The sequence below is a fragment of the Streptomyces sp. NPDC026394 genome (assembly GCF_055567735.1).
Map to the genome: position 1 here is coordinate 47,106 of NZ_JBVHPX010000018.1, position 18,830 is coordinate 65,935.

Below are 18,830 nucleotides of genomic sequence, written 5' to 3' on the forward strand. Positions count from 1 at the left end.
CGGGGTTCCGACGGGTTTCCACATGCCCCGGAAGTACGGCAGGACCTGCGCGTCCGCAGCTCCCGGGTCGGGTTGTTCACACGTAGTACTCACACGGCCGGGACATTGCGCGGGGGACGGGGGGTCCTCCGCGGGGGAGGAACAGTGCGGCGCGGGGGGCCGGGGGGCCTCCCGGGGGTGAGGAACAGGGCTGGGCGAACACGTCGAGCCACTGGCGACCGGGGGGAATCTGTGCAACAGGGGGGATTGGTCAACCCGTTTCCGTCGGCGCGCGGGCGTCTGGCGAGCGGGGCAAGCAGTGAGCCCGCACTCGACTGGGAGCAGCGGTACCGCCGTACCGTGATCACCAGCGACACCGTCGCCACCGCCTTCGTGGTGGCGGCCATCGGAATCTTCTTCGGGGCCCGGGACGCGGCCAACTGGCACGAGAAGTGGGGCATTCTCGCCTTCGGCACCGAGCTGCTGGTGCTGGGCTCGCTGGCGGTGAGCCGGGCGTGGGCTCCGGCCGTGCTCGGTCAGGGGGCGGAGGAATTCCGTCGGCTCGGCCGTTCACTGTTCACGGCCGCCGTCGTGCTGGCGCTCGGCGGGATCGCCCTGACCTCGCGCAACATCAAGCTCTGGATCTTCGTCGCGATCCCGGCGCTCGCCCTCGTCACCATGACCGTGCGGTACCTGCTGCGTCTGTGGCTGCACGGGCAGCGGAAGAAAGGACGGTGTCTGAGACCGGTGCTCGCCGCCGGGAGCCCGGACACCGTGCGCGACCTGATCGCCCGGGCCCGTAAGTTCCCGCACCTCGGGTGGCGGGTGGACGCCGTGTGCACGACGGACGGCCTCGGACTCGACGGTGGCCACCTGGACGGCGTACCGGTCGTCGGCCCACTGACGGATGTCGCCAACCACGTCCGACGCGACGGCTACCGGGTCGTCGCGATCACAGCGGACCCGCACTGGTCGCCGGACCGGCTGCAGCGGCTGGCGTGGAACCTCGAAGGCAGCGATGCCGAGATGGTCGTGGCCCCCGTGCTGATGGAGGTGGCCGGCCCGCGGCTGCACGTCGACGCGGTGCTCGGGATTCCGCTGCTGCGGGTCAGCATGCCGACGTTCACCGGGGGCCGGCGAGCCGTGAAGGGGGTCGTCGACCGGTTGGGCGCGGCGGTCCTGCTGGTGCTGTTCGCGCCGCTGATGGTGCTCGTCGGGCTGCTCGTACTGATGGACAGTCCTGGTGGGGCGGTCTACCGCCAGCGCCGGGTCGGCAAGGACGGCCGCGAGTTCACCCTCTTCAAGTTCCGCACCATGGTCACCGGGGCCGACGCGGCACGTGCCGAGCTGATCCACCGCAACGAGGGGGCCGGGCTGCTGTTCAAGCTCCGCCGGGACCCGCGGGTGACCCGGGTGGGGGCGGCGCTGCGCCGGTACTCGATCGACGAACTCCCGCAGCTCTTCAACGTTCTGACCGGATCGATGTCGCTCGTCGGTCCGCGGCCTCCGCTGCCGGAGGAGTCCGCCGCATACGGCCCGGACATCCGGCGGCGGCTGCTGGTCAAGCCCGGCCTCACCGGCCTGTGGCAGATCAGCGGACGCAGCGACCTGCCGTGGGAGGAGGCGGTCCGCCTCGACCTGCGGTACGTGGAGGACTGGTCGCTCGCGCTGGACGCAGTGATCTTGTGGAAGACGCTGCGGGCGGTGCTCTACGGGCAGGGGGCCTACTGATGCGCGGGGGGCTGCGACGAAACGGTCCTGCCGGCGTGCGGACCGCGGGCCGGCAGGGCCTGCCCGGGGGGAGGGACGAATCATGAAGATCAGCGTTTTCGGGCTCGGCTACGTGGGCTGTGTGTCGGCCGCGTGCCTGGCCGGCCTGGGGCACGAGGTCATCGGGGTGGACGTGAACCGGGTGAAGGTCGACCTGGTCAACGACGGCAAGGCTCCGGTGGTCGAGGAGCGGATCGGCGAGCTGATCGCCGAGGTCGTGGGGACCGGAGCGTTACGCGCCACGGGTGACGTGCGCGAGGCGGTCCTGGGCAGCGAGGTGTCGTTGGTCTGCGTGGGCACGCCGTCGGAACCCAACGGCAGCCTGTGCACCACGTACCTGGAGCGGGTCGCCGAGCAGATCGGCGCCGTGCTGGCGGAGTGCGGCGGGCGGCACACGGTCGTGTTCCGCAGCACCATGCTCCCGGGCACCTGCCTGAACCTGCTGGTGCCGATCCTGGAGAAGCACGTCGGCGGTACGGCCGGGGCGGACTTCGGGGTCGCGGTGAACCCGGAGTTCTTGCGCGAGGGCACCAGCGTGCGGGACTTCTTCGACCCGCCCAAGACCGTCATCGGTGAGTTCGATCCGGTGAGCGGTGACGTGGTGGCGGCGCTGTACGAGGGTCTGCCCGGCGAGGTGTTCCGGGTGCCGGTCCCGACGGCCGAGGCGATCAAGTACGCGGACAACGCGTTCCACGGTCTCAAGATCGGCTTCGCGAACGAGCTGGGCGCGGTGTGCCAGGCGCTCGGAGTGGACTCGCACCAGGTGATGGACGTCTTCCTGGCCGACCGCAAGTTGAACATCAGCCCCGCCTACCTGCGGCCCGGCTTCGCCTTCGGCGGCTCCTGCCTGCCCAAGGATCTGCGCAGCCTGGTCCACGCGGCGCAGCGGGCCGACGTCTCGGTGCCCATCCTCGCCCATGTGCTGCCGTCCAACTCCGCGCACCTGCAACGGGCGGTGGAGCTGGTCGAGCGCACCGGCAAACGCCGGGCGGGCCTGCTCGGGCTGTCCTTCAAGCCCGGCACCGACGACCTCCGCGAGAGCCCGCTCGTCGAGCTGGCGGAGCGGCTGTTCGGCAAGGGGTACGACCTGAAGATCTACGACGCCAACGTGAGCCTGTCCCGGTTGCTCGGTGCGAACCGTGAGTACATCGAGACCCGGCTGCCGCACCTGGCGCAGCTGCTCGCGGACTCCGTCGGCGAAGTGCTCGAACACGCCGAGGTGTGCCTGGTCGGCACCAAGGACCCGGCCGTGCTGTCGGCGCTGCCCCCTGGCGGCGACGGCCCGGTGCTCATCGATCTCGTCCACCTTCCCGACGCCGCGGCGCGCCGGGCCGAACCGGGGTACGTGGGCCTTGCTTGGTGACACGACGTTCGACGGCACATCGTCCGGCGACGCGGCGGGCGGCGGCCGGCCGGGCCGGCGCGCGCTGATCCTGGTGGAGAACCTGTCGGTGCCGTTCGACCGGCGGGTGTGGCAGGAGTGCACGACGCTGCGCGACGCGGGGTGGACGGTGGACGTCATCTGTCCCCGGGGGGAGCAGCGGGACACCGAGCCGGAGGCGGTGCTCGACGGGGTGCGGATCCACCGCTACCCGTTGCGCGCGGCCACCGGAGGGCCGGCCGGCTATCTGCGGGAGTACGGATCGGCGTTGTGGCACACGGCGCGGCTGGCCCGCGCGGTCGGCCCGGTCGACGTGGTCCACGCCTGCAACCCGCCCGACCTGCTGTTCCTGCCGGCGCTGTGGCTGAAGCGGCGCGGCGCGCGGTTCGTCTTCGACCAGCACGACCTGGTACCCGAGCTGTACCTCTCCCGGTTCGGCCGCGGCGAAGACCTGCTCTACCGGGCCGTGTGCGCGCTGGAACGGCTGACCTACCGGGCCGCCGATGTCGTCCTGGCCACGAACGAGAGCTACCGGGACGTCGCGATACGCCGTGGCGGTCAATGGCCGGAGGACGTCTTCGTGGTGCGCAGCGCACCTCGGACCGACCGGTTCCAACCGGTTCCGCCCGAGCCGGAGCTGAAGCGCGGCAAGCCCCATCTGCTGTGCTATCTGGGCGTCATGGGTCCGCAGGACGGTGTCGACTACGCCTTGCGGGCGCTTGCGAAGCTGCGCGACGAGTGCGGGCGGACCGACTGGCACGCGGTGTTCGTCGGGGCAGGTGACGCCTTCGACGCGATGGTGGAGCTGTCCCGGCAGCTCGGGCTCGCCGGGCAGGTGGAGTTCACCGGGCGTATCCCGGACGCCGACCTGGTGCGCTGTCTGTCCACCGCGGACGTGTGCCTCTCCCCCGACCCGCGCAATCCGCTCAACGACGTGTCGACCATGAACAAGGTCCTGGAGTACATGGCGATGGGGCGGCCGATCGTCTCGTTCGATCTCCGGGAAGCGCGCGTCTCCGCCGGTGAGGCCGCTGTTTACGCGCCCGCCAACGACGAGGCCGCGTTCGCCGGGCTGATCGCGATGCTGCTGGACGATCCGGAGAAGCGGGCCCGGATGGGCAAGATCGGCCAGGAGCGGGTCGGCGGGGAGCTCTCCTGGCGGAACTCCCAGCGCTCGCTGCTCGCCGCCTACGCCGCCGCCTGCCGTGGCCGCACTCCGGTGCCGGCGGGCGGCCCGGCCCGGCGCCGGGCGGGGAGGAGGCGGCGCCCTTGAGCGACGACACGATACGCCTGGTCACGATCGGGCGGATGCTCCGTCGGCGCCGGCGGTTCCTCGCCGTCCTCGCCGTGGTGGGCGCACTCGTCGGCTACGGCGTCTCGGTGCTGTACCCGCCGCGTTACACGGCGTCGGCATCGGTACTGCTGCCGGGGCAGTGGGAGCAGCGCGAGCTGCTGACGCAGGTGGAGATCGCGGCCAGTTCGGCGGTGGTCGACCGCGCGGCCGCCGAACTCGGCTGGGCCGGCGTCAGCGGAGACGCGTTACGGGACCGGGTGAGCGCCGAGGCCGCCGACGGGAACATCATCGAGATCTCGGGTACGGCCGACACCCCGGAGCGCGCGCAGCAGCTCTCCGACCAGGTGGCCCAGCAGTTCGTCGCCTTCGCCGCACGGATCGCCGGCGGCACCGCCGACCCCGGAACGGCTGCCGGGCCCGAGGACCTGCGGCAGAAGGTGGCCGAGACCAACCGCCGCATCACCGACCTGGCCAATGCGGCCGATCCCGGGCGGACCGTGGAGAGCGTGCAGGCCCGCACGGCGCTGGAAAAGCTGCGCACCGCGCTGCAGGAGGCCATGAAGAAGCTGGACGAGGCCGACCCGGCGACCGGCAAGGCCGGCATGGTCGTCATGGGACCGGCGGCCCGGCCGACCGGCGCGGTGCCGCCGACGAGGATGCAGCTCATCGTCGCCGGGGCGCTGCTGTTCTTCCTGCTCGCGGTCGTCGGCCATCTCGCAGCCGCCCGGATGAACCGCCGGCTGCGCACCGAACCGGAGGTCGCCGCGGCACTGGGCACGACGCTGCTGGGGGCCGTCGACGTGCCGGGGGAAGGGCGGGCGCACCGGCCGGAAGACCGTGACCGGCGGGCCCGTATCCGCCGGCTGCTGGGCATCGACACCCGGTGGGACGTACCGGAGCCGCAGCGGTCCGGCGACGAGGCCGGCAGACGGGTCCGCTACCGGCGGGTGTGCGCTCGCCTCCGGGACCGGCTGCCGGCCCCCCGACGCGTGCTGGTCGTCGTACCGGAGGGCGACGAGATCGCCCGCCGGGCCGCCGGGCAGCTCGTCGCCGAGGCCGCGAGCGATCCTTCCCCCAGCTCTTCGAGCAGGGGAAACCCCACGCTGCGGGTGGTGGAGGTCTCGGTGTCCCGGCCGATGGTGCCGGACCGCGACACCGAGTCCGGCGCCCTGATCGTGCTCAGCGCGGGCAACTGGACCGCGGAGGAACTCGCCGGGATCGCGGCGGCGTGCGCGGACGCCCGGCACGAGGTCGTCGGCACCGTCGTCGCCGGCCCGGTGTGGACCCGTCCGACGCGGCCCACAGGCCGTCCCTCGCAGAACGCCGCCCTGTCGCTCGCGGTCCGCGGCCCCGCGACGGGAGGTTCCGTGTGACGACGAGCACGGCTCCGGAGCCGTCGGTGACCACTCCCCTGCTGGACCTCCAGGCGCTGGTGGCGGCGGTCCGCAGGCGCCGCCGCCTCTGGAGCTCCATGGCGCTGCTGGGGCTGCTGATCGGCGCGGCGGTGGCGGTCCTGCTGCCGCCCCCGCCGGCCGCGGTGACCACGGTGCTGGTCACCCATCAGGCGGACCAGCCGAACGACACCGGAACACTGATCCGTACCGATGTCGCGCTGCTGGGGACCACACGGATCGCCGCCCAGGCCCTGCGGACCCTCAAGTCTTCCGAAAAACCGGAAGACTTCCTGCGGGACTACCGGGGCACCGGCCTGACCAACAACCTGCTGCAGATCGATGTGACAGGTGCCAGCGACGCGGAGGCGGTGGCCCGGGCCGAGGCGCTGGCCGACGCGTTCGTCACGGACCATGTGCGGCGGATGCGGGAGTCCGCGCAGGCCGAGGCCAAGGCCCTGCGCGACCAGCGGGACCGTATGCGGGACGAGCTGGCCCAGGTCGACAAGGCGATCGGGAACCGGTCGCCGGAGAGCGACCCGAGGGCGTCGGCGAGCATCGAGTCGCTCTTCGCCCGCCGGGCCGAACTGACCTCGCGGATCGCCGATTTCGACCAGCGCGCCGAGGAGGCGCGCATGGGCACGCCCCGGCTCGTCGCCGGTACGCAGATCGTGGACGCACCGCGCGCGGTGCGGCACTCCCTGCCCAGAGCCGCTGCCACCAACGCCGCCATCGGGCTCGTCCTCGGGCTCGCCGTCGGGCTCGCGCTGGCCGCGGTCGGCGCGGTGGTGGCGGACCGCCCCGTACTGCGCCGGGAGATCGCGGCGAACCTGGGCGCCTCGGTCATCGCGGAGCTGCCACGCGCGCCCCGCCGGCCCACCGGTCCGTGGCAACGCCGCCGGACCCGGGCTGCGTACGAACGGCTCACCACGACCCTGGCCCGTGCCGTGCGCCACTCGGCGGAACCCGTGTCGCTGCTGGAGCTGGGCTGTGCGCGCAGTACGAGCGTGATCGCCCTGAACGTCGCCGGGGCCCTGGCGGCGGAGGGGCCGGTGGCGGTCATCGACGGCCTGCCCGGCCCGGAACTCGCCGACAGCCACCGGGAACCGGAGAACACGACCGTGGTCAGCGGCGAGCGTGCCGCGGCCGTGCCGGGACAGGTGCGCCGGCTCGGCGTCGGCTCGGTCGCGCCCGGCACGGCGTGGACCGACCTCCGGTACCTCGGCGGCCGGACCGTGCTCGTCGTGCGGGCCGGGCACGGCAGCGCCGCATGGCTGCACACCGTGGCGCGGCACCTCGCGGACCAGCGCGTTCCGGTGATCGGTGTGGTGCTGATCGATCCCGATCCGCGGGACCGGACCGACGGCACGTTGTGGGACGGGCCGCACACGGCGCTGCGCGGCCCTGATGAGCGGCCGGCCCAGCAGCACGGGACGGGCCTGCCGCGGACGGAACGGCTGGCCCGGCAGCACGGAACAGGCCCGTTGCGGACGGAGCGGCCGTCGATGTCGGCCGCGCGCGTCCCGGGCAGCGACCAGGAGGCTCGGTAGGACATGTGTGGCATCGCAGGTACGTACCGGTGGCCGGACGGGAAGGCCGTGACCGACCGGCTCACCGACATCCTCGCCCACCGCGGTCCGGACGGGGCGGGCCGTTACAGCCACCCCGCCGGTGACGGCGAAGTCCACCTGGGGCACCGTCGGCTGGCCATCATCGACCTGTCCGGGACCGGCGCCCAGCCGATGGTTTCGGACGGCCTCGCTCTCACGTACAACGGCGAGCTGTACAACGCGCCCGCACTGCGCGCCGAACTGTCGGCCTCCGGAGTGCGCTTCCGCGGCACCTCCGACACCGAGGTCCTGCTGGAGGCATGGCGGCGCTGGGGTACCGACTGCCTGCCGCGGCTGCGCGGCATGTTCGCGTTCGCGGTCTTCGACGAGCGGACCGGTGAGCTGGTGCTCGCCCGCGACCAGCTCGGCATCAAGCCGCTGTTCCTGCTGCGGCGCGGTGGGGGCCTGCTGTTCGCCTCCGAGCTGAAGGCGCTCGCCGCCGTGGCCGGCGGGTCGCTGCAGGTGGACCCTGCGGCGCTGGTGGCCTCGCTGCTGTACTACTGGGTGCCGGACTCGCGCTGTGCGTTCCGCGAGGCGGAGAAGCTGCCGCCGGGCAGTTGGCTGCGGTGCCGGCCCGACGGCCTGGTCGAGAGCGGCCGGTACTGGAACCTCAGGGACATCGCCGCCGAGGCCCGGGAGCAGGCCCGCAGCGGCGAGCAGCCGGACCTGGCCGCCATCGTCGAGGAGTCGACCCGCCGGCACCTGCTCTCCGACGTGCCGGTGGCGACCTTCCTCTCCGGCGGTCTCGACTCCAGCTACCTGACCGCGCTGGCGGCCCGCGACCGGCCCGGGATCTCGGCTTACACGATCGGGTTCCGCGCCGAGGACGCCAGGTTCGAGGCGATGCCGGACGACCTGCGCTACGCCCGGCAGGTGGCCGAGCGGTTCGGCGTCGACCTGCGGGAGATCGAGATCGCGCCGGACGTGCTCGACCTGCTGCCGCGGATGACGTACCACCTGGACGAGCCCATCGGCGACCCGGCCGCCATCAACACGTTCCTGATCTGCTCGGCGGCCCGGGAGGCCGGCGTCAAGGTGATGCTCTCGGGCATGGGGGCCGACGAGCTGTTCGCCGGGTACCGCAAGCACCTGGCCAACCTGCTCGCGCTGCGCTACCAGCGCGTCCCCCGGCCCCTGCGCAGCGGCCTGTCCGCGACCGTGGGCCGGCTGCCGGTCGCCACGTCCCGCCGCGGGTACCGGTCGGTGCGCTTCGCGAAGCGGTTCCTGTCCTTCGCCGAGCTGCCGGAGGAGACCGCCTTCCGGCGCAGCTACACCATGTACGACCAGGACGAGCTGCTCGCCCTGGTCCACCCGGACCTGGCCGGGACGGTCGAGGACGTACTGACCGAGCATGCGGACATCTACCAGGACAACGACCTCGACGACTTCGTCAACCGCATGTGCCTGGGCGACGCCCGGATGTTCCTGCCGGGCCTGAACCTCGCCTACACGGACCGGTCGAGCATGGCCGCGTCGACCGAGGTGCGGGTGCCGTACGTGGACGTCGAGGTGGTCAAGGCGGCGTTCGCGGTGCCCGGCGACCGCAAGATCGTCGGACGGCAGGGCAAGGCCGTCCTCAAGGAGGCGGCCGCCTCGGTCCTGCCCCGGGAGATCGTCTACCGGCCCAAGGGCCTGTTCAGCGCCCCGCTGCGGGCCTGGATGAGCCGGGACCTGGCACCACTGGTGCGCGAGGTGGTGCACGACGGTGTGCTCGTCGGTTCCGGGCTCCTGCGCCGTGACGCGCTGACCCGCATGGTCGCCGAGGACGCCGCCGGGCAGCGGGACTTCTCCAAGCATCTGTGGCATGTGCTGACCCTGGAGTACTGGTATCGCGGCGCGACCTCCGGCTCCGGCCGGAGCCGGGCGGCTTGACGGCGTGGACACAAGAGGAGCTCGGGTGAAACAGGTCGTGCAGAACTACAAGAGCGGCGAGCTGGCGGTGCTCGACGTGCCGGTTCCGGGGTGCAAGCCGGGTGGTGTGCTGGTCCGCAGCGCCTACTCGCTGATCTCCACCGGGACCGAACTGATGAAGGTGTCCGAGGCCGGCCTGTCGATGATGGGCAAGGCCCGCTCCCGTCCTGACCAGGTGGCCAAGGTCGTGCAGAGCGTGGCCGCCAACGGGGTGCCCGCCACCTACCGCAAGGTGATGGGCAAGCTGGACTCGTACACGCCGCTGGGTTACTCGCTGTGCGGGGTGGTCGAGCAGGTCGGCGCCGGGATCGACGATGTGACGGTCGGGGACCTGGTGGCCTGCGCCGGCAACGAGCACGCGTTGCACGCCGAGCTGAACTGGGTGCCGAAGAACCTCTACGCCCCGGTGCCGGACGGCCTCGCGCCGCGGCACGCGGCCTTCGGGACCGTCGGGTCGATCGCGTTGCAGGGCGTCCGCCAAGGCGAGTCACAGCTCGGCGACGTGGCGCTGGTCGTCGGCCTCGGGCTGATCGGGCAACTGGTGGTGCAGTTGCTGGCCGCCTCGGGGGTCCGCGTCGTCGGGGCCGATCCGGACCCGGTGCGCTGCGCGCTCGCCGCGCGCCTGGGCGCCGCGGCCTGCGGCGATCCCGCGTCCGCCGCCGTGGAGACCGCCGTCGCCGAACTCACCGGCGGGCACGGCGTGGATCAGGTGTACCTGGCAGCCGGCGGCGGCAGCAACCAGCCCGTCGAGCTGGCCGCCCGGCTGAGCCGGGACCGCGGCCGGGTCGTCGACATCGGCAAGTGCCGCCTGGACCTGCCGTGGAACGCGTACTACGAGAAGGAGCTGGATGTCCGGTTCTCCCGGTCGTACGGCCCCGGGCGGTACGACCCGGAGTACGAACTCCAGGGGCGGGACTACCCGATCGGCTACGTGCGCTGGACCGAGCGCCGCAATCTGGCGTGCTTCCTCGATCTCGTCGCCCGCGGCCGCGTCGACGTGGAGCCCCTGGTCTCCCACACGGCCGACTTCGACGACGCCGTCGAGACGTACCGGCGTCTGAAGGACGGCGACCTGAAGGCCGTGGCGGTGCTGTTCCGGTACCCCGACCACGCGGGAAAACCGGAGGAAGCGCAGGCTTCGGTCGTGGCGGTGCCGCCGGTGAACGTACGGGCGTCCGCGCCGGGCCGGTCCGTCACGTCTCCGGTGCGGCTGGCGTTCGTCGGCGCGGGCAACTACGCGACATCCATGTTGCTGCCGCACCTGGCGCGGCGCGACAGCGTCGCCTTGTCGGCCGTGGTCACCACGACGGCGCTGTCCGCGGCCAACGCGAAGCGGAAGTTCGGCTTCGCCGAGGCGACCACCGATCTCGACGCCGTGCTCGGCGACAAGTCGATCGACGCGGTGTTCGTCGTCACCCGGCACAGCTCGCACGCCGAACTGACCCGGAGGGCACTCCTCGCGGGCAAGGCGGTGTTCGTGGAGAAGCCCCTGGCCCTCACCGAGGACGACCTCGCAGGTGTGCTCGCCGCGGTGGAGGAGTCCGGCAACGACCGGCTCCAGGTGGGCTTCAACCGCCGGTTCGCGCCGCTGCTGCGGGAGGCCCGGCAGCGGTTCGGCGCCCGGAGCGGTCCGGCGACCCTGCGCTACCTGGTCAACGCGGGCCGGCTGGAGCACGGCAGTTGGTACCTGCGGCAGGGCACCGAGGGCTCGCGGTTCGCCGGGGAGGGCGGGCACTTCATCGACACGGCGAGCTGGCTGCTCGGGGCCGACCCGGTCTCGGTGTACGCGGTCGCCACGTCCGGCAACCAGGACCTGCAGGCCGTGCTGCGCTACCCGGACGGATCCACGGCCACCATCAGCTACGTCACCACCGGACCGGCCGGCCTCCCCAAGGAGACGCTGGACCTGGTCGCGGACGGCAAGGCGCTGCGGCTCGACGACTTCGTCCGTGCCGCTGTCTACGACGGCCGGCACAAGCGCTGGGTCGGCTCCAGGCTCCCCAAGGCCCGGGACAAGGGGCAGAACGCCGAACTGGCGGCGTTCGTCAAGGCCGTACGGACCGGCGGGCCCATGCCGGTGCCGCTGGAGTCGCTGGTCACCACCACGGCGGCCACCCTCGCCGTACAGGCCGGCCTGGCCGCCGGCGCGCCGGTGACCCTGGCGAGGACACCGTGACCATCAACGCGGGCTGGTACCTGCGCCGTCTCTCCCGGATGGGGCCGCGGGAGGTCGGCGGCCGGGTGGGCGACGCGGTGCGCAGACGGCGGTGGCGTTCGGTACGGCCGGGGCACCCGGGCGTGACCGGCGCCCGGTTCACCGCGGTCCTGCCCGCCGGGACGCTCGCCGCGCTGCCGCCGGACGCCGTGAAACGTCTCCTCGCCGAGGCGGACCGGCTGCTGGCCGGGCACGTCGAGTACTTCGGGGTGGTCCGCGACGACCTGGCCGACCCGGACTGGTGGGGCGACCCGAAGGCCGGGCGCCGGGCACCGGGGGGCTACGCCTTCGACGTGCCGTACCGGGACGAGGAGGTGACCGGGGACATCAAGCAGATCTGGGAGCTGTCCCGGCACCAGTACCTCACCGTGCTCGCCGCCGCCTACGCGGTCACCGGGGACGAGCGGTACGCCGAGCGGGTGGCGGGGCACCTGCGGTCGTGGTGGGCGGCCAACCCGCCGCTGCGGGGCGTGCACTGGATCAGCGGCATCGAGCTGGGCATCCGGCTGATCTCGTGGGTATGGATCCGCCGGCTGCTCCACGGCTGGCCCGGCGCGGCCGGGCTGTTCGAGGACAACCCGGTGGCGCTGCACCAGATCTGGCACCACCAGCGCTGGCTGGCCGCCTTCCCCAGCCGGGGGTCTTCGGCGAACAACCACGTCATCGCCGAGGCTGCCGGGCAGTTCGCGGCGGCCTGCGCGTTCGGGTGGTTCCCCGCCTCGGCGCGTTGGCGCGCGGGCGCGCTGCGGTCGCTGGAGCGGCACCTGCGCGGCAACACCTTCGGCTCCGGTCTCAACCGTGAGCTGGCCACCGAGTATCACGGGCTGGTGCTGGAGCTCGGCCTGGCCGCGGTGGCCGAGGCGGATGCCGCCGGTGTGCCGGTCCCGCCGTCCGTGCGGCTGGTGCTGCTGCGGATGACCGACGCGCTCGCGGCCGTCGTGGACAACCGGCTGCGGCCGCCGCGCCAGGGGGACGCGGACGACGGGCACGGTCTGGTCCTGGACGGCGCGGGCACCGGCCGCTGGGGCTCACTGCTGGCCACCGGGGACGCCGTCTTCGGCCGGCTCGCCTGGTGGCCGGCGGTGACCGGCACCGATGTGCGCACCCCGCTGCTGGCCGCGCTCGTCCGGCCGTACGCGAAGCCGGGAACCGCCCCGGCCGTGGCCCGCCCGGCGAGCCGGCCCGGCCACTTCGCCGACGCGGGCATGACCATCCTGCGCGGTCCGGAGGAGATCTGGTGCCGCTGCGACGGCGGACCGCACGGTTTCCTGTCCATCGCCGCGCACGCCCACGCGGACGCGCTGTCCGTGGAGGTGCGGCACGACGGGGTCGACGTGCTCGCCGACCCGGGGACGTTCTGCTACCACGGGCAGCCCGAGTGGCGGCAGTACTTCCGCTCGACCCTCGCCCACAACACGCTGCAACGGGACGGCCGTGACCAGTCCGTCTCCGGTGGTCCGTTCCTGTGGACCCGGCACGCCCGCAGCCGCGTCCTGGTCGCTGACCCGTCCGGCGCGTCCGGCGGGGGTACGGCCCGCTGGTGCGCCGAGCACGACGGTTACCGGCGTTCCGTGCACCGGCGCCGGGTGGAGCTGACCGCCGCGCGCCGGGAACTGCGCGTGGTGGACGAGGTACGCGGCGATCGCGGGACCGTTCGGCTGGCGTTCCATCTCGGCCCGGAGATCACCGCGGATCTGGCGGGGAACCGGGCGGCGCTCACCTGGACCCGGGACGGCGAGGACCGGTCCGCGGTGCTCGACCTGCCCGGGCGGCTGAGCTGGCGGGCGCATCGCGGCGAGACCGGTCCGCCACTGGGCTGGTACTCCCCCGGCTTCGGGCGCAAGGAACCCAGCACGACGCTGATCGGCACCGGTAGCGCCGACGGCACCGCGGAGTTCACCACCGTGCTCGGGTTCCGCGGCTAGGGGGGCGTGTGGGGATCAAGTGGCGGAATCGGGCATTGCCGGTGGCGGCACTGGCACTGCTGGCCTCCGGCTGCGTCGGCACGCCGGGCGCCGGGTCGAAGCCGGACGTCGCGCCTTCCACGTCCGGGGCCCGGTCGGCCGTGGCCAAGGTGTGCGCCCGGCCCGCTGCCGGGCCGGCGAAGGCACCGGCGGGCGCGGTGACGGTCGATCCCGCGGTGGTCGGCGACCTGGCGGCGAAGACCAGGAGCAACCCACCGGGCACCACGTTCTGGCTCCGGCCGGGCACGCACCGGCTCGATCCGGACCGCTACGCCCAGGTCGTCCCCAAGCAGGGCAACCGCTACCTCGGTGCTCCGGGCGCGGTGCTCGACGGCCGGAAGAAGAACCAGTACGCGTTCAGCGGTACGGCCCGCGACGTCACCGTCCGCCACCTGACCGTGCAGGGTTTCGTCGCGCCGCACGACGAGGGCGTGGTCAACCACGACTCGGCCGACGGGTGGGTGATCGAGCACACGACGATCCAGCGCAACTCCGGCGCCGGACTGATGGCCGGTGCCCGGCAGCGGGTCCGCGCCAACTGCCTGCGGGACAACGGGCAGTACGGCATGAACGCGTACAAGGACGACGGCCCCATCAGCGGCCTGGTGGTCGAGGGCAACGAGATCACGGCCAACAACACCGGTGACTGGGAGCGGCGGCGGCCGGGCTGCGGCTGCACCGGTGGCGTGAAGTTCTGGGCCGTCAACGGTGCCGACGTACGCGGCAACTGGGTGCACGGCAACCACGGAACCGGACTGTGGGCGGACACCAACAACAACGACTTCCGCATCGAGGACAACGTGCTGGAGGCCAACGACGGTGCCGCGCTGATCTACGAGACCAGTTACAACGCGGTCATCCGGAAGAACACGATCCGGCGGAACAACTGGGTCGAGGGCCGGCGGTACGCCGACCGCGGTGACAGCTTCCCGTTCGCGACCGTCTACCTGTCCGAGTCCGGCGGCGAACCGCGCATCACAGCCCGCACCGACAAGATCGAGGTCTACCGGAACGTACTGGAGAACAACTGGTCCGGAATCACCCTGTGGGAGAACGCCGACCGGTTCTGCAACAGCCCGGCCAACACGTCCTCCGGTGACTGTACGTTGCTGGTGCGGCAGGCCGACCGCTGTACGCGTCCGGCGATCGCCACCGCGCCGCTCTACGCCGACTGCCGGTGGAAGACCCAGCGGGTGGACATCCACGACAACCGCTTCGTGCTGGACAAGTCCGTCGTCGGGTGCACGGCGAAGTGCGACCGGATGGCCGTGCTCGCCAACTACGGCACCTACCCGGACTGGTCGCCGTACCAGGGTGAGCGGGTGGCCGAGGCGATCACCCTCAAGCAGCACAACCGCTGGCACGACAACACCTACGTCGGCCCCTGGACCTTCGTCGCCCACGACCCGAGCCGGGTGCTCGACTTCCGGCAGTGGCAGGGCGCTCCCTACGAGCAGGACGCGGGCAGCACCCTCGCCCCAGGGGCCGGTGACTGAGATGGGCGGGGACCTGCGGCACGGTGGGCTGCCGGGCGGTACGGACACGGACAGCACCCGGACCGGCGCCGAAGCGCGCACGGCCGGCCCGCCGAAGGCCGTGGGGGTCGTCTGGGGACTGCTGATCCTCAACACGCTCGGCTCCGCCGGGGCGCAGACCATCATCCCGCTGCCCCGCTCCCTCATCCAGCTCGTCACCATGGGCGCGCTGGTCGCCGCGTTCACGCTGGCGCTCGCGCTCAACCTCCGGCTGCGCATCCGGGCCAGCGCCTTCCTGCTCCTGCTCACCCTGCTCCTCGTACCGAGCGTGCTCTCCAGCCTGCAACTGGAGTCCGGGCTCGGCGCGCTGTTCCGCTGCGCCCGGCTGGCCCTGTTCATCGGCACGCTGTGGCTGCTCAGCCGCTGGTGGGGCGGTCTGACGTTCGTACGGCACCACATCCGCATGTACTTCGCGGTGCTCGGATCGGTCGCCGTCGGCCTGGCCGTCTCGCCGGGCGCGGCCCTGCCCGAACTCTACGGCGGGCGCCTGGTCGGCGCGTTGTGGCCGCTCACCCCGCCGCAGATCGGGCAGTACGCCGCAGTGATCATCGGGCTCACCGTGCTGCTCGTCCTGGGCCGCCGTACCGACCGGGCGAGCGCGGCGGTCGTCATCGTGCCCGCCGGGGCCCTGCTCGCGTTGACCCATACCCGGACGGCCACGCTCGGCCTGCTCGTCGGGCTGACGCTGGCGATCGGCTCACTCGTCCTGACCAGCGCCGCCGCCCGCCGGTTCTTCACCTGGGCGGTGCTGTGCGCCGCGGTGGCGGCGGCGGGGTTCGCCTCCGCGCTACGGACGTGGTTCCTGCGGGGCCAGAGCCAGGAGTACCTGACCAGCCTCACCGGCCGGGCCACGGTCTGGGACGCCCTGCTGGCGGCGCCCCGGACGACCGTGGAGACGCTGTTCGGCGTGGGGCTGGGCGACAAGTCGTTCGGCGGGCTGCCGATCGACAACAGTTGGCTGGCCGTCTACCACGAGCAGGGGCTGACCGGCGTCACCCTGGTGGCGGCGATGATCCTCGTACTGGGCGGCGTCGCGTTGCTGCGACCGCCGTCGCTGCCGAGGGCCTGCGCGATCTTCCTGATCAGCTACTGCGCGATCGCGTCGTACACCGAGGCCGGACTGGGCGACGCCTCGCCGTACCTGCTGCACCTGACCTTGGCCGCCGCGCTGCTGGCGGCGCCTGCCACGGCCACGCCGCTCCCGGCGCCCGAACCCCCCAGACGACATGTCCCGCGGTGGGCCCGGGACCGGAGGTGACCCCGCACATGCACGTTCTCGTGGTGCACAACCGCTACTCCTCGGCGCAGCCGAGCGGGGAGAACAACGTGGTCGACCAGGAGGTGGAGCTGCTGCGCGCGGCGGGCCACCGGGTCGAGGTGTTCGAGCGGCGCAGCGACGACATCGCCGGCCGGTCCCTGCCGGGCAAGGCCGCGGTGCCACTGCTGGTGCCGTGGAACCCGGCGGTGCGCACGGAGCTGGCCGCCCGGCTCCGCGCCGAACGGCCGGACGTGGTGCACGTCCACAACGTCTTCCCGCTGCTGTCCCCCGCGGTGCTGGCCGCCTGCGCCGACGTCGGTGTGCCCGTCGTCGCCACGCTGCACAACTACACCCAGGTCTGCCCGCCCGGCACCTTGCAACGGGACGGCCGGCCGTGCACCGAGTGCGTCGGGGCGGCGCCGCTGCCCGCCGTCCGGCACGGCTGCTACCGCGGTTCCCGGCTGGCGACGGTGCCGCTCGCGGTCAGCCTGTCGGTCAACCGGCGGCGGTGGTGGACCGGCGTGGACCGGTTCTTCTGCATCTCCGCGGCGCAGCGCGACGTCCTGGTGCGGGCCGGCATGCCGGCCGAGCGGCTGGCGGTGAAGCACAATTTCGTGCCGGAGCCGGGCATCCGCCGGTCGGGCGACGGCGAGCAGCTGCTCTACCTCGGCCGGCTCGCGGAGGCCAAGGGCGTGCGGCTGCTCATGGCCGCGTGGGACGAGATCGCCGCGGACGGCGGGGTGGGCGTGCCGCTCGTGATCGCGGGGGCGGGGCCGCTGGAGCGGGAGGTGCGGGCCTGGGCGGCGGGCCGGGACGACGTGCGGTACGCCGGGCTGTACGACCCGGCGCGGTGCCGGCAGGCCGTCGCGCGGTCGGTCGCCGTGGTGGCTCCCTCGACGTGGCTGGAGGCGTTCGGCCTGGTGGTCGTGGAGGCGATGGCGGCCGGGGTCCCGGCGGTCGCCGCCGGTCACGGCGCCTTCGTCGAACTCGTCGAGGACGGGGTGACCGGGCTGCTGCACCGGCCCGGCGAGTCCGCCTCGCTCGCGGACCGCCTGCGCCGGATCACGGCCGAGCGGGCCCGCAACCGGGAGATGGGCCGGGCGGCCCGGGACCGTTACGAGCGGGGCTTCAGCCCGGCCGTCGGTCTTGAGCGCCTGGTGGAGGGGTACCGCACCGCGATCGCGGGTCGGTCGGGCGGCGGGGACGGCCCGCCGCCGGGGAACACAAGCACTGGCTCGCGGTGGGGGCACCGTGCGAGCAGAAATGGGGGCAGTACATGACACGATGCCGACTCTGCGGCTCGGCGGCGCTGGCCAGCGTCGTCGATCTCGGGGCGACCCCGCCGTGCGAGAGTTTTCTCGCCGCGGACCAGTTGGACGAGCCGGAGCCGACGTACCCGCTGCACCTGCGGGTCTGCACCGACTGCTGGCTCGCGCAGATCCCGCCGCTGATCACGCCGGAGGAGACGTTCACGCAGTACGCGTACTTCTCCTCCTACTCGACGTCCTGGGTGGAGCACGCGCGCGCGTTCGTCGCCGACGCCGTAGGGCGGGCGGGTCTCGGCCCGGACGCCTTCGTGGTCGAGGTCGCGAGCAACGACGGGTACCTGCTCAAACACGTGGTGGACCGCGGGATCCGCTGCCTCGGCATCGAGCCGTCGGTGAACGTCGGCGCCGCGGCACGGGAGGCGGGTGTGCCCACCGTCACGGAGTTCCTGGACCCCGCCACCGGCTCGGCCGTCCGCGCCGAGCACGGTCCGGCGGACCTGGTCGTGGCCAACAACGTGTACGCGCACATCCCCGACGTGACCGGGTTCACCCGGGGGCTGCGCGCCCTGGTCGCCGACGACGGCTGGGTCTCCATCGAGGTGCAGCACCTGCTGACCCTGATCGAGCAGAACCAGTACGACACGGTCTACCACGAGCACTTCCAGTACTACACGGTGGCGTCCGCGATCCGGGCGCTGGCGAGCGGCGGACTCGCGCTCGTGGACGTCGAGCTGCTGCCCACGCACGGCGGCTCCATCCGGCTGTGGGCCCGGCCGGAGGGAGCGGCCGGCGAGCCGTCCCGCCAGGTGGCCGACGTGCTGGAGCGGGAGAAGGCCGCCGGACTCCAGGAGCTGTCCGGGTACACCGAGTTCTCCGCCCGGGTGGCCAAGGTGCGCAGGGACCTCCTGCGGTTCCTCGTCGAGGCGGCCGAGCGCGGCGAGACGGTCGTCGGCTACGGCGCCCCGGGCAAGGGCAACACCCTGCTCAACCACTGCGGCATCCGGCCCGACCTGCTCCCGTACACCGTCGACCGCAACCCCTACAAGCACGGCCGCTTCACCCCGGGCACCCGCATCCCGATCCTGCCGCCCGAGCAGATCGCCGCCGACCGCCCGGACTACGTACTCGTCCTGCCCTGGAACCTGCGGGCCGAGCTGACCGAGCAGTTGTCCTTCGTGCACGCCTGGGGCGGCCGGCTGGTCTTTCCCATTCCGGAACTGAGCATCGTCGAGGTCTCGTCGTGAAAGAGGTCGC

Annotated in this window: 12 protein-coding genes; all 12 read left to right on the forward strand. The window is 72.9% G+C overall.

All coding sequences use genetic code 11. The features are described 5' to 3' along the window. Positions 1-231 precede the first annotated feature (231 nt). The 12 genes from ACZ4QV_RS31365 (at position 232) to ACZ4QV_RS31420 (ending at position 18,820) form a co-directional block, all read left to right on the forward strand. A complete protein-coding gene (locus ACZ4QV_RS31365) occupies positions 232-1,710 on the forward strand; it encodes a sugar transferase (protein WP_361154718.1) in 1,479 nt (492 codons plus the stop codon). An 82-nt stretch (positions 1,711-1,792) separates the two neighbouring features. Then, a complete protein-coding gene (locus tag ACZ4QV_RS31370) occupies positions 1,793-3,112 on the forward strand; it encodes a nucleotide sugar dehydrogenase (protein ID WP_361635088.1) in 1,320 nt (439 codons plus the stop codon). Next, positions 3,102-4,403, forward strand: a complete 1,302-nt coding sequence (locus ACZ4QV_RS31375) for a glycosyltransferase family 4 protein (RefSeq protein ID WP_361635085.1) — start codon at positions 3,102-3,104, stop codon at positions 4,401-4,403. The genes ACZ4QV_RS31370 and ACZ4QV_RS31375 overlap by 11 nt, the downstream gene beginning before the upstream one ends. Beyond that, on the forward strand, positions 4,400-5,797 hold the full coding sequence (locus ACZ4QV_RS31380; RefSeq protein ID WP_361635082.1) for a Wzz/FepE/Etk N-terminal domain-containing protein: 1,398 nt from the start codon (positions 4,400-4,402) through the stop codon (positions 5,795-5,797). The genes ACZ4QV_RS31375 and ACZ4QV_RS31380 overlap by 4 nt, the downstream gene beginning before the upstream one ends. Then, positions 5,794-7,365 carry a Wzz/FepE/Etk N-terminal domain-containing protein gene (locus tag ACZ4QV_RS31385; RefSeq protein ID WP_361154725.1) on the forward strand — a complete coding sequence of 524 codons (1,572 nt, stop codon included), beginning with the start codon at positions 5,794-5,796 and terminating at the stop codon, positions 7,363-7,365. The genes ACZ4QV_RS31380 and ACZ4QV_RS31385 overlap by 4 nt, the downstream gene beginning before the upstream one ends. 3 nt (positions 7,366-7,368) lie before the next feature. Next, a complete protein-coding gene (gene asnB, locus ACZ4QV_RS31390; RefSeq protein ID WP_361154727.1) occupies positions 7,369-9,297 on the forward strand; it encodes an asparagine synthase (glutamine-hydrolyzing) in 1,929 nt (642 codons plus the stop codon). A gap of 25 nt (positions 9,298-9,322) precedes the next feature. Beyond that, positions 9,323-11,512: a bi-domain-containing oxidoreductase gene (locus tag ACZ4QV_RS31395; RefSeq protein WP_361635079.1), complete on the forward strand. Its 2,190-nt coding sequence runs from the start codon at positions 9,323-9,325 to the stop codon at positions 11,510-11,512. Next, positions 11,509-13,476 (forward strand): heparinase II/III family protein, encoded by a 1,968-nt coding sequence (locus ACZ4QV_RS31400; RefSeq protein WP_361635076.1) that lies wholly within the window; start codon positions 11,509-11,511, stop codon positions 13,474-13,476. Before ACZ4QV_RS31395 ends, ACZ4QV_RS31400 begins: the two co-directional genes overlap by 4 nt. 8 nt (positions 13,477-13,484) lie before the next feature. Next, positions 13,485-15,011, forward strand: a complete 1,527-nt coding sequence (locus ACZ4QV_RS31405) for a right-handed parallel beta-helix repeat-containing protein (RefSeq protein WP_361586992.1) — start codon at positions 13,485-13,487, stop codon at positions 15,009-15,011. Between the two features lies 1 nt (position 15,012). After that, complete coding sequence (locus tag ACZ4QV_RS31410; protein WP_361635169.1) at positions 15,013-16,308, forward strand: O-antigen ligase domain-containing protein; 1,296 nt, start codon at positions 15,013-15,015, stop codon at positions 16,306-16,308. Positions 16,309-16,316: 8 nt separating this feature from the next. Continuing rightward, positions 16,317-17,588, forward strand: a complete 1,272-nt coding sequence (locus tag ACZ4QV_RS31415) for a glycosyltransferase (protein WP_361586995.1) — start codon at positions 16,317-16,319, stop codon at positions 17,586-17,588. After that, complete coding sequence (locus ACZ4QV_RS31420; protein WP_361154734.1) at positions 17,585-18,820, forward strand: class I SAM-dependent methyltransferase; 1,236 nt, start codon at positions 17,585-17,587, stop codon at positions 18,818-18,820. Before ACZ4QV_RS31415 ends, ACZ4QV_RS31420 begins: the two co-directional genes overlap by 4 nt. The last annotated feature ends 10 nt before the right edge of the window (positions 18,821-18,830 follow it).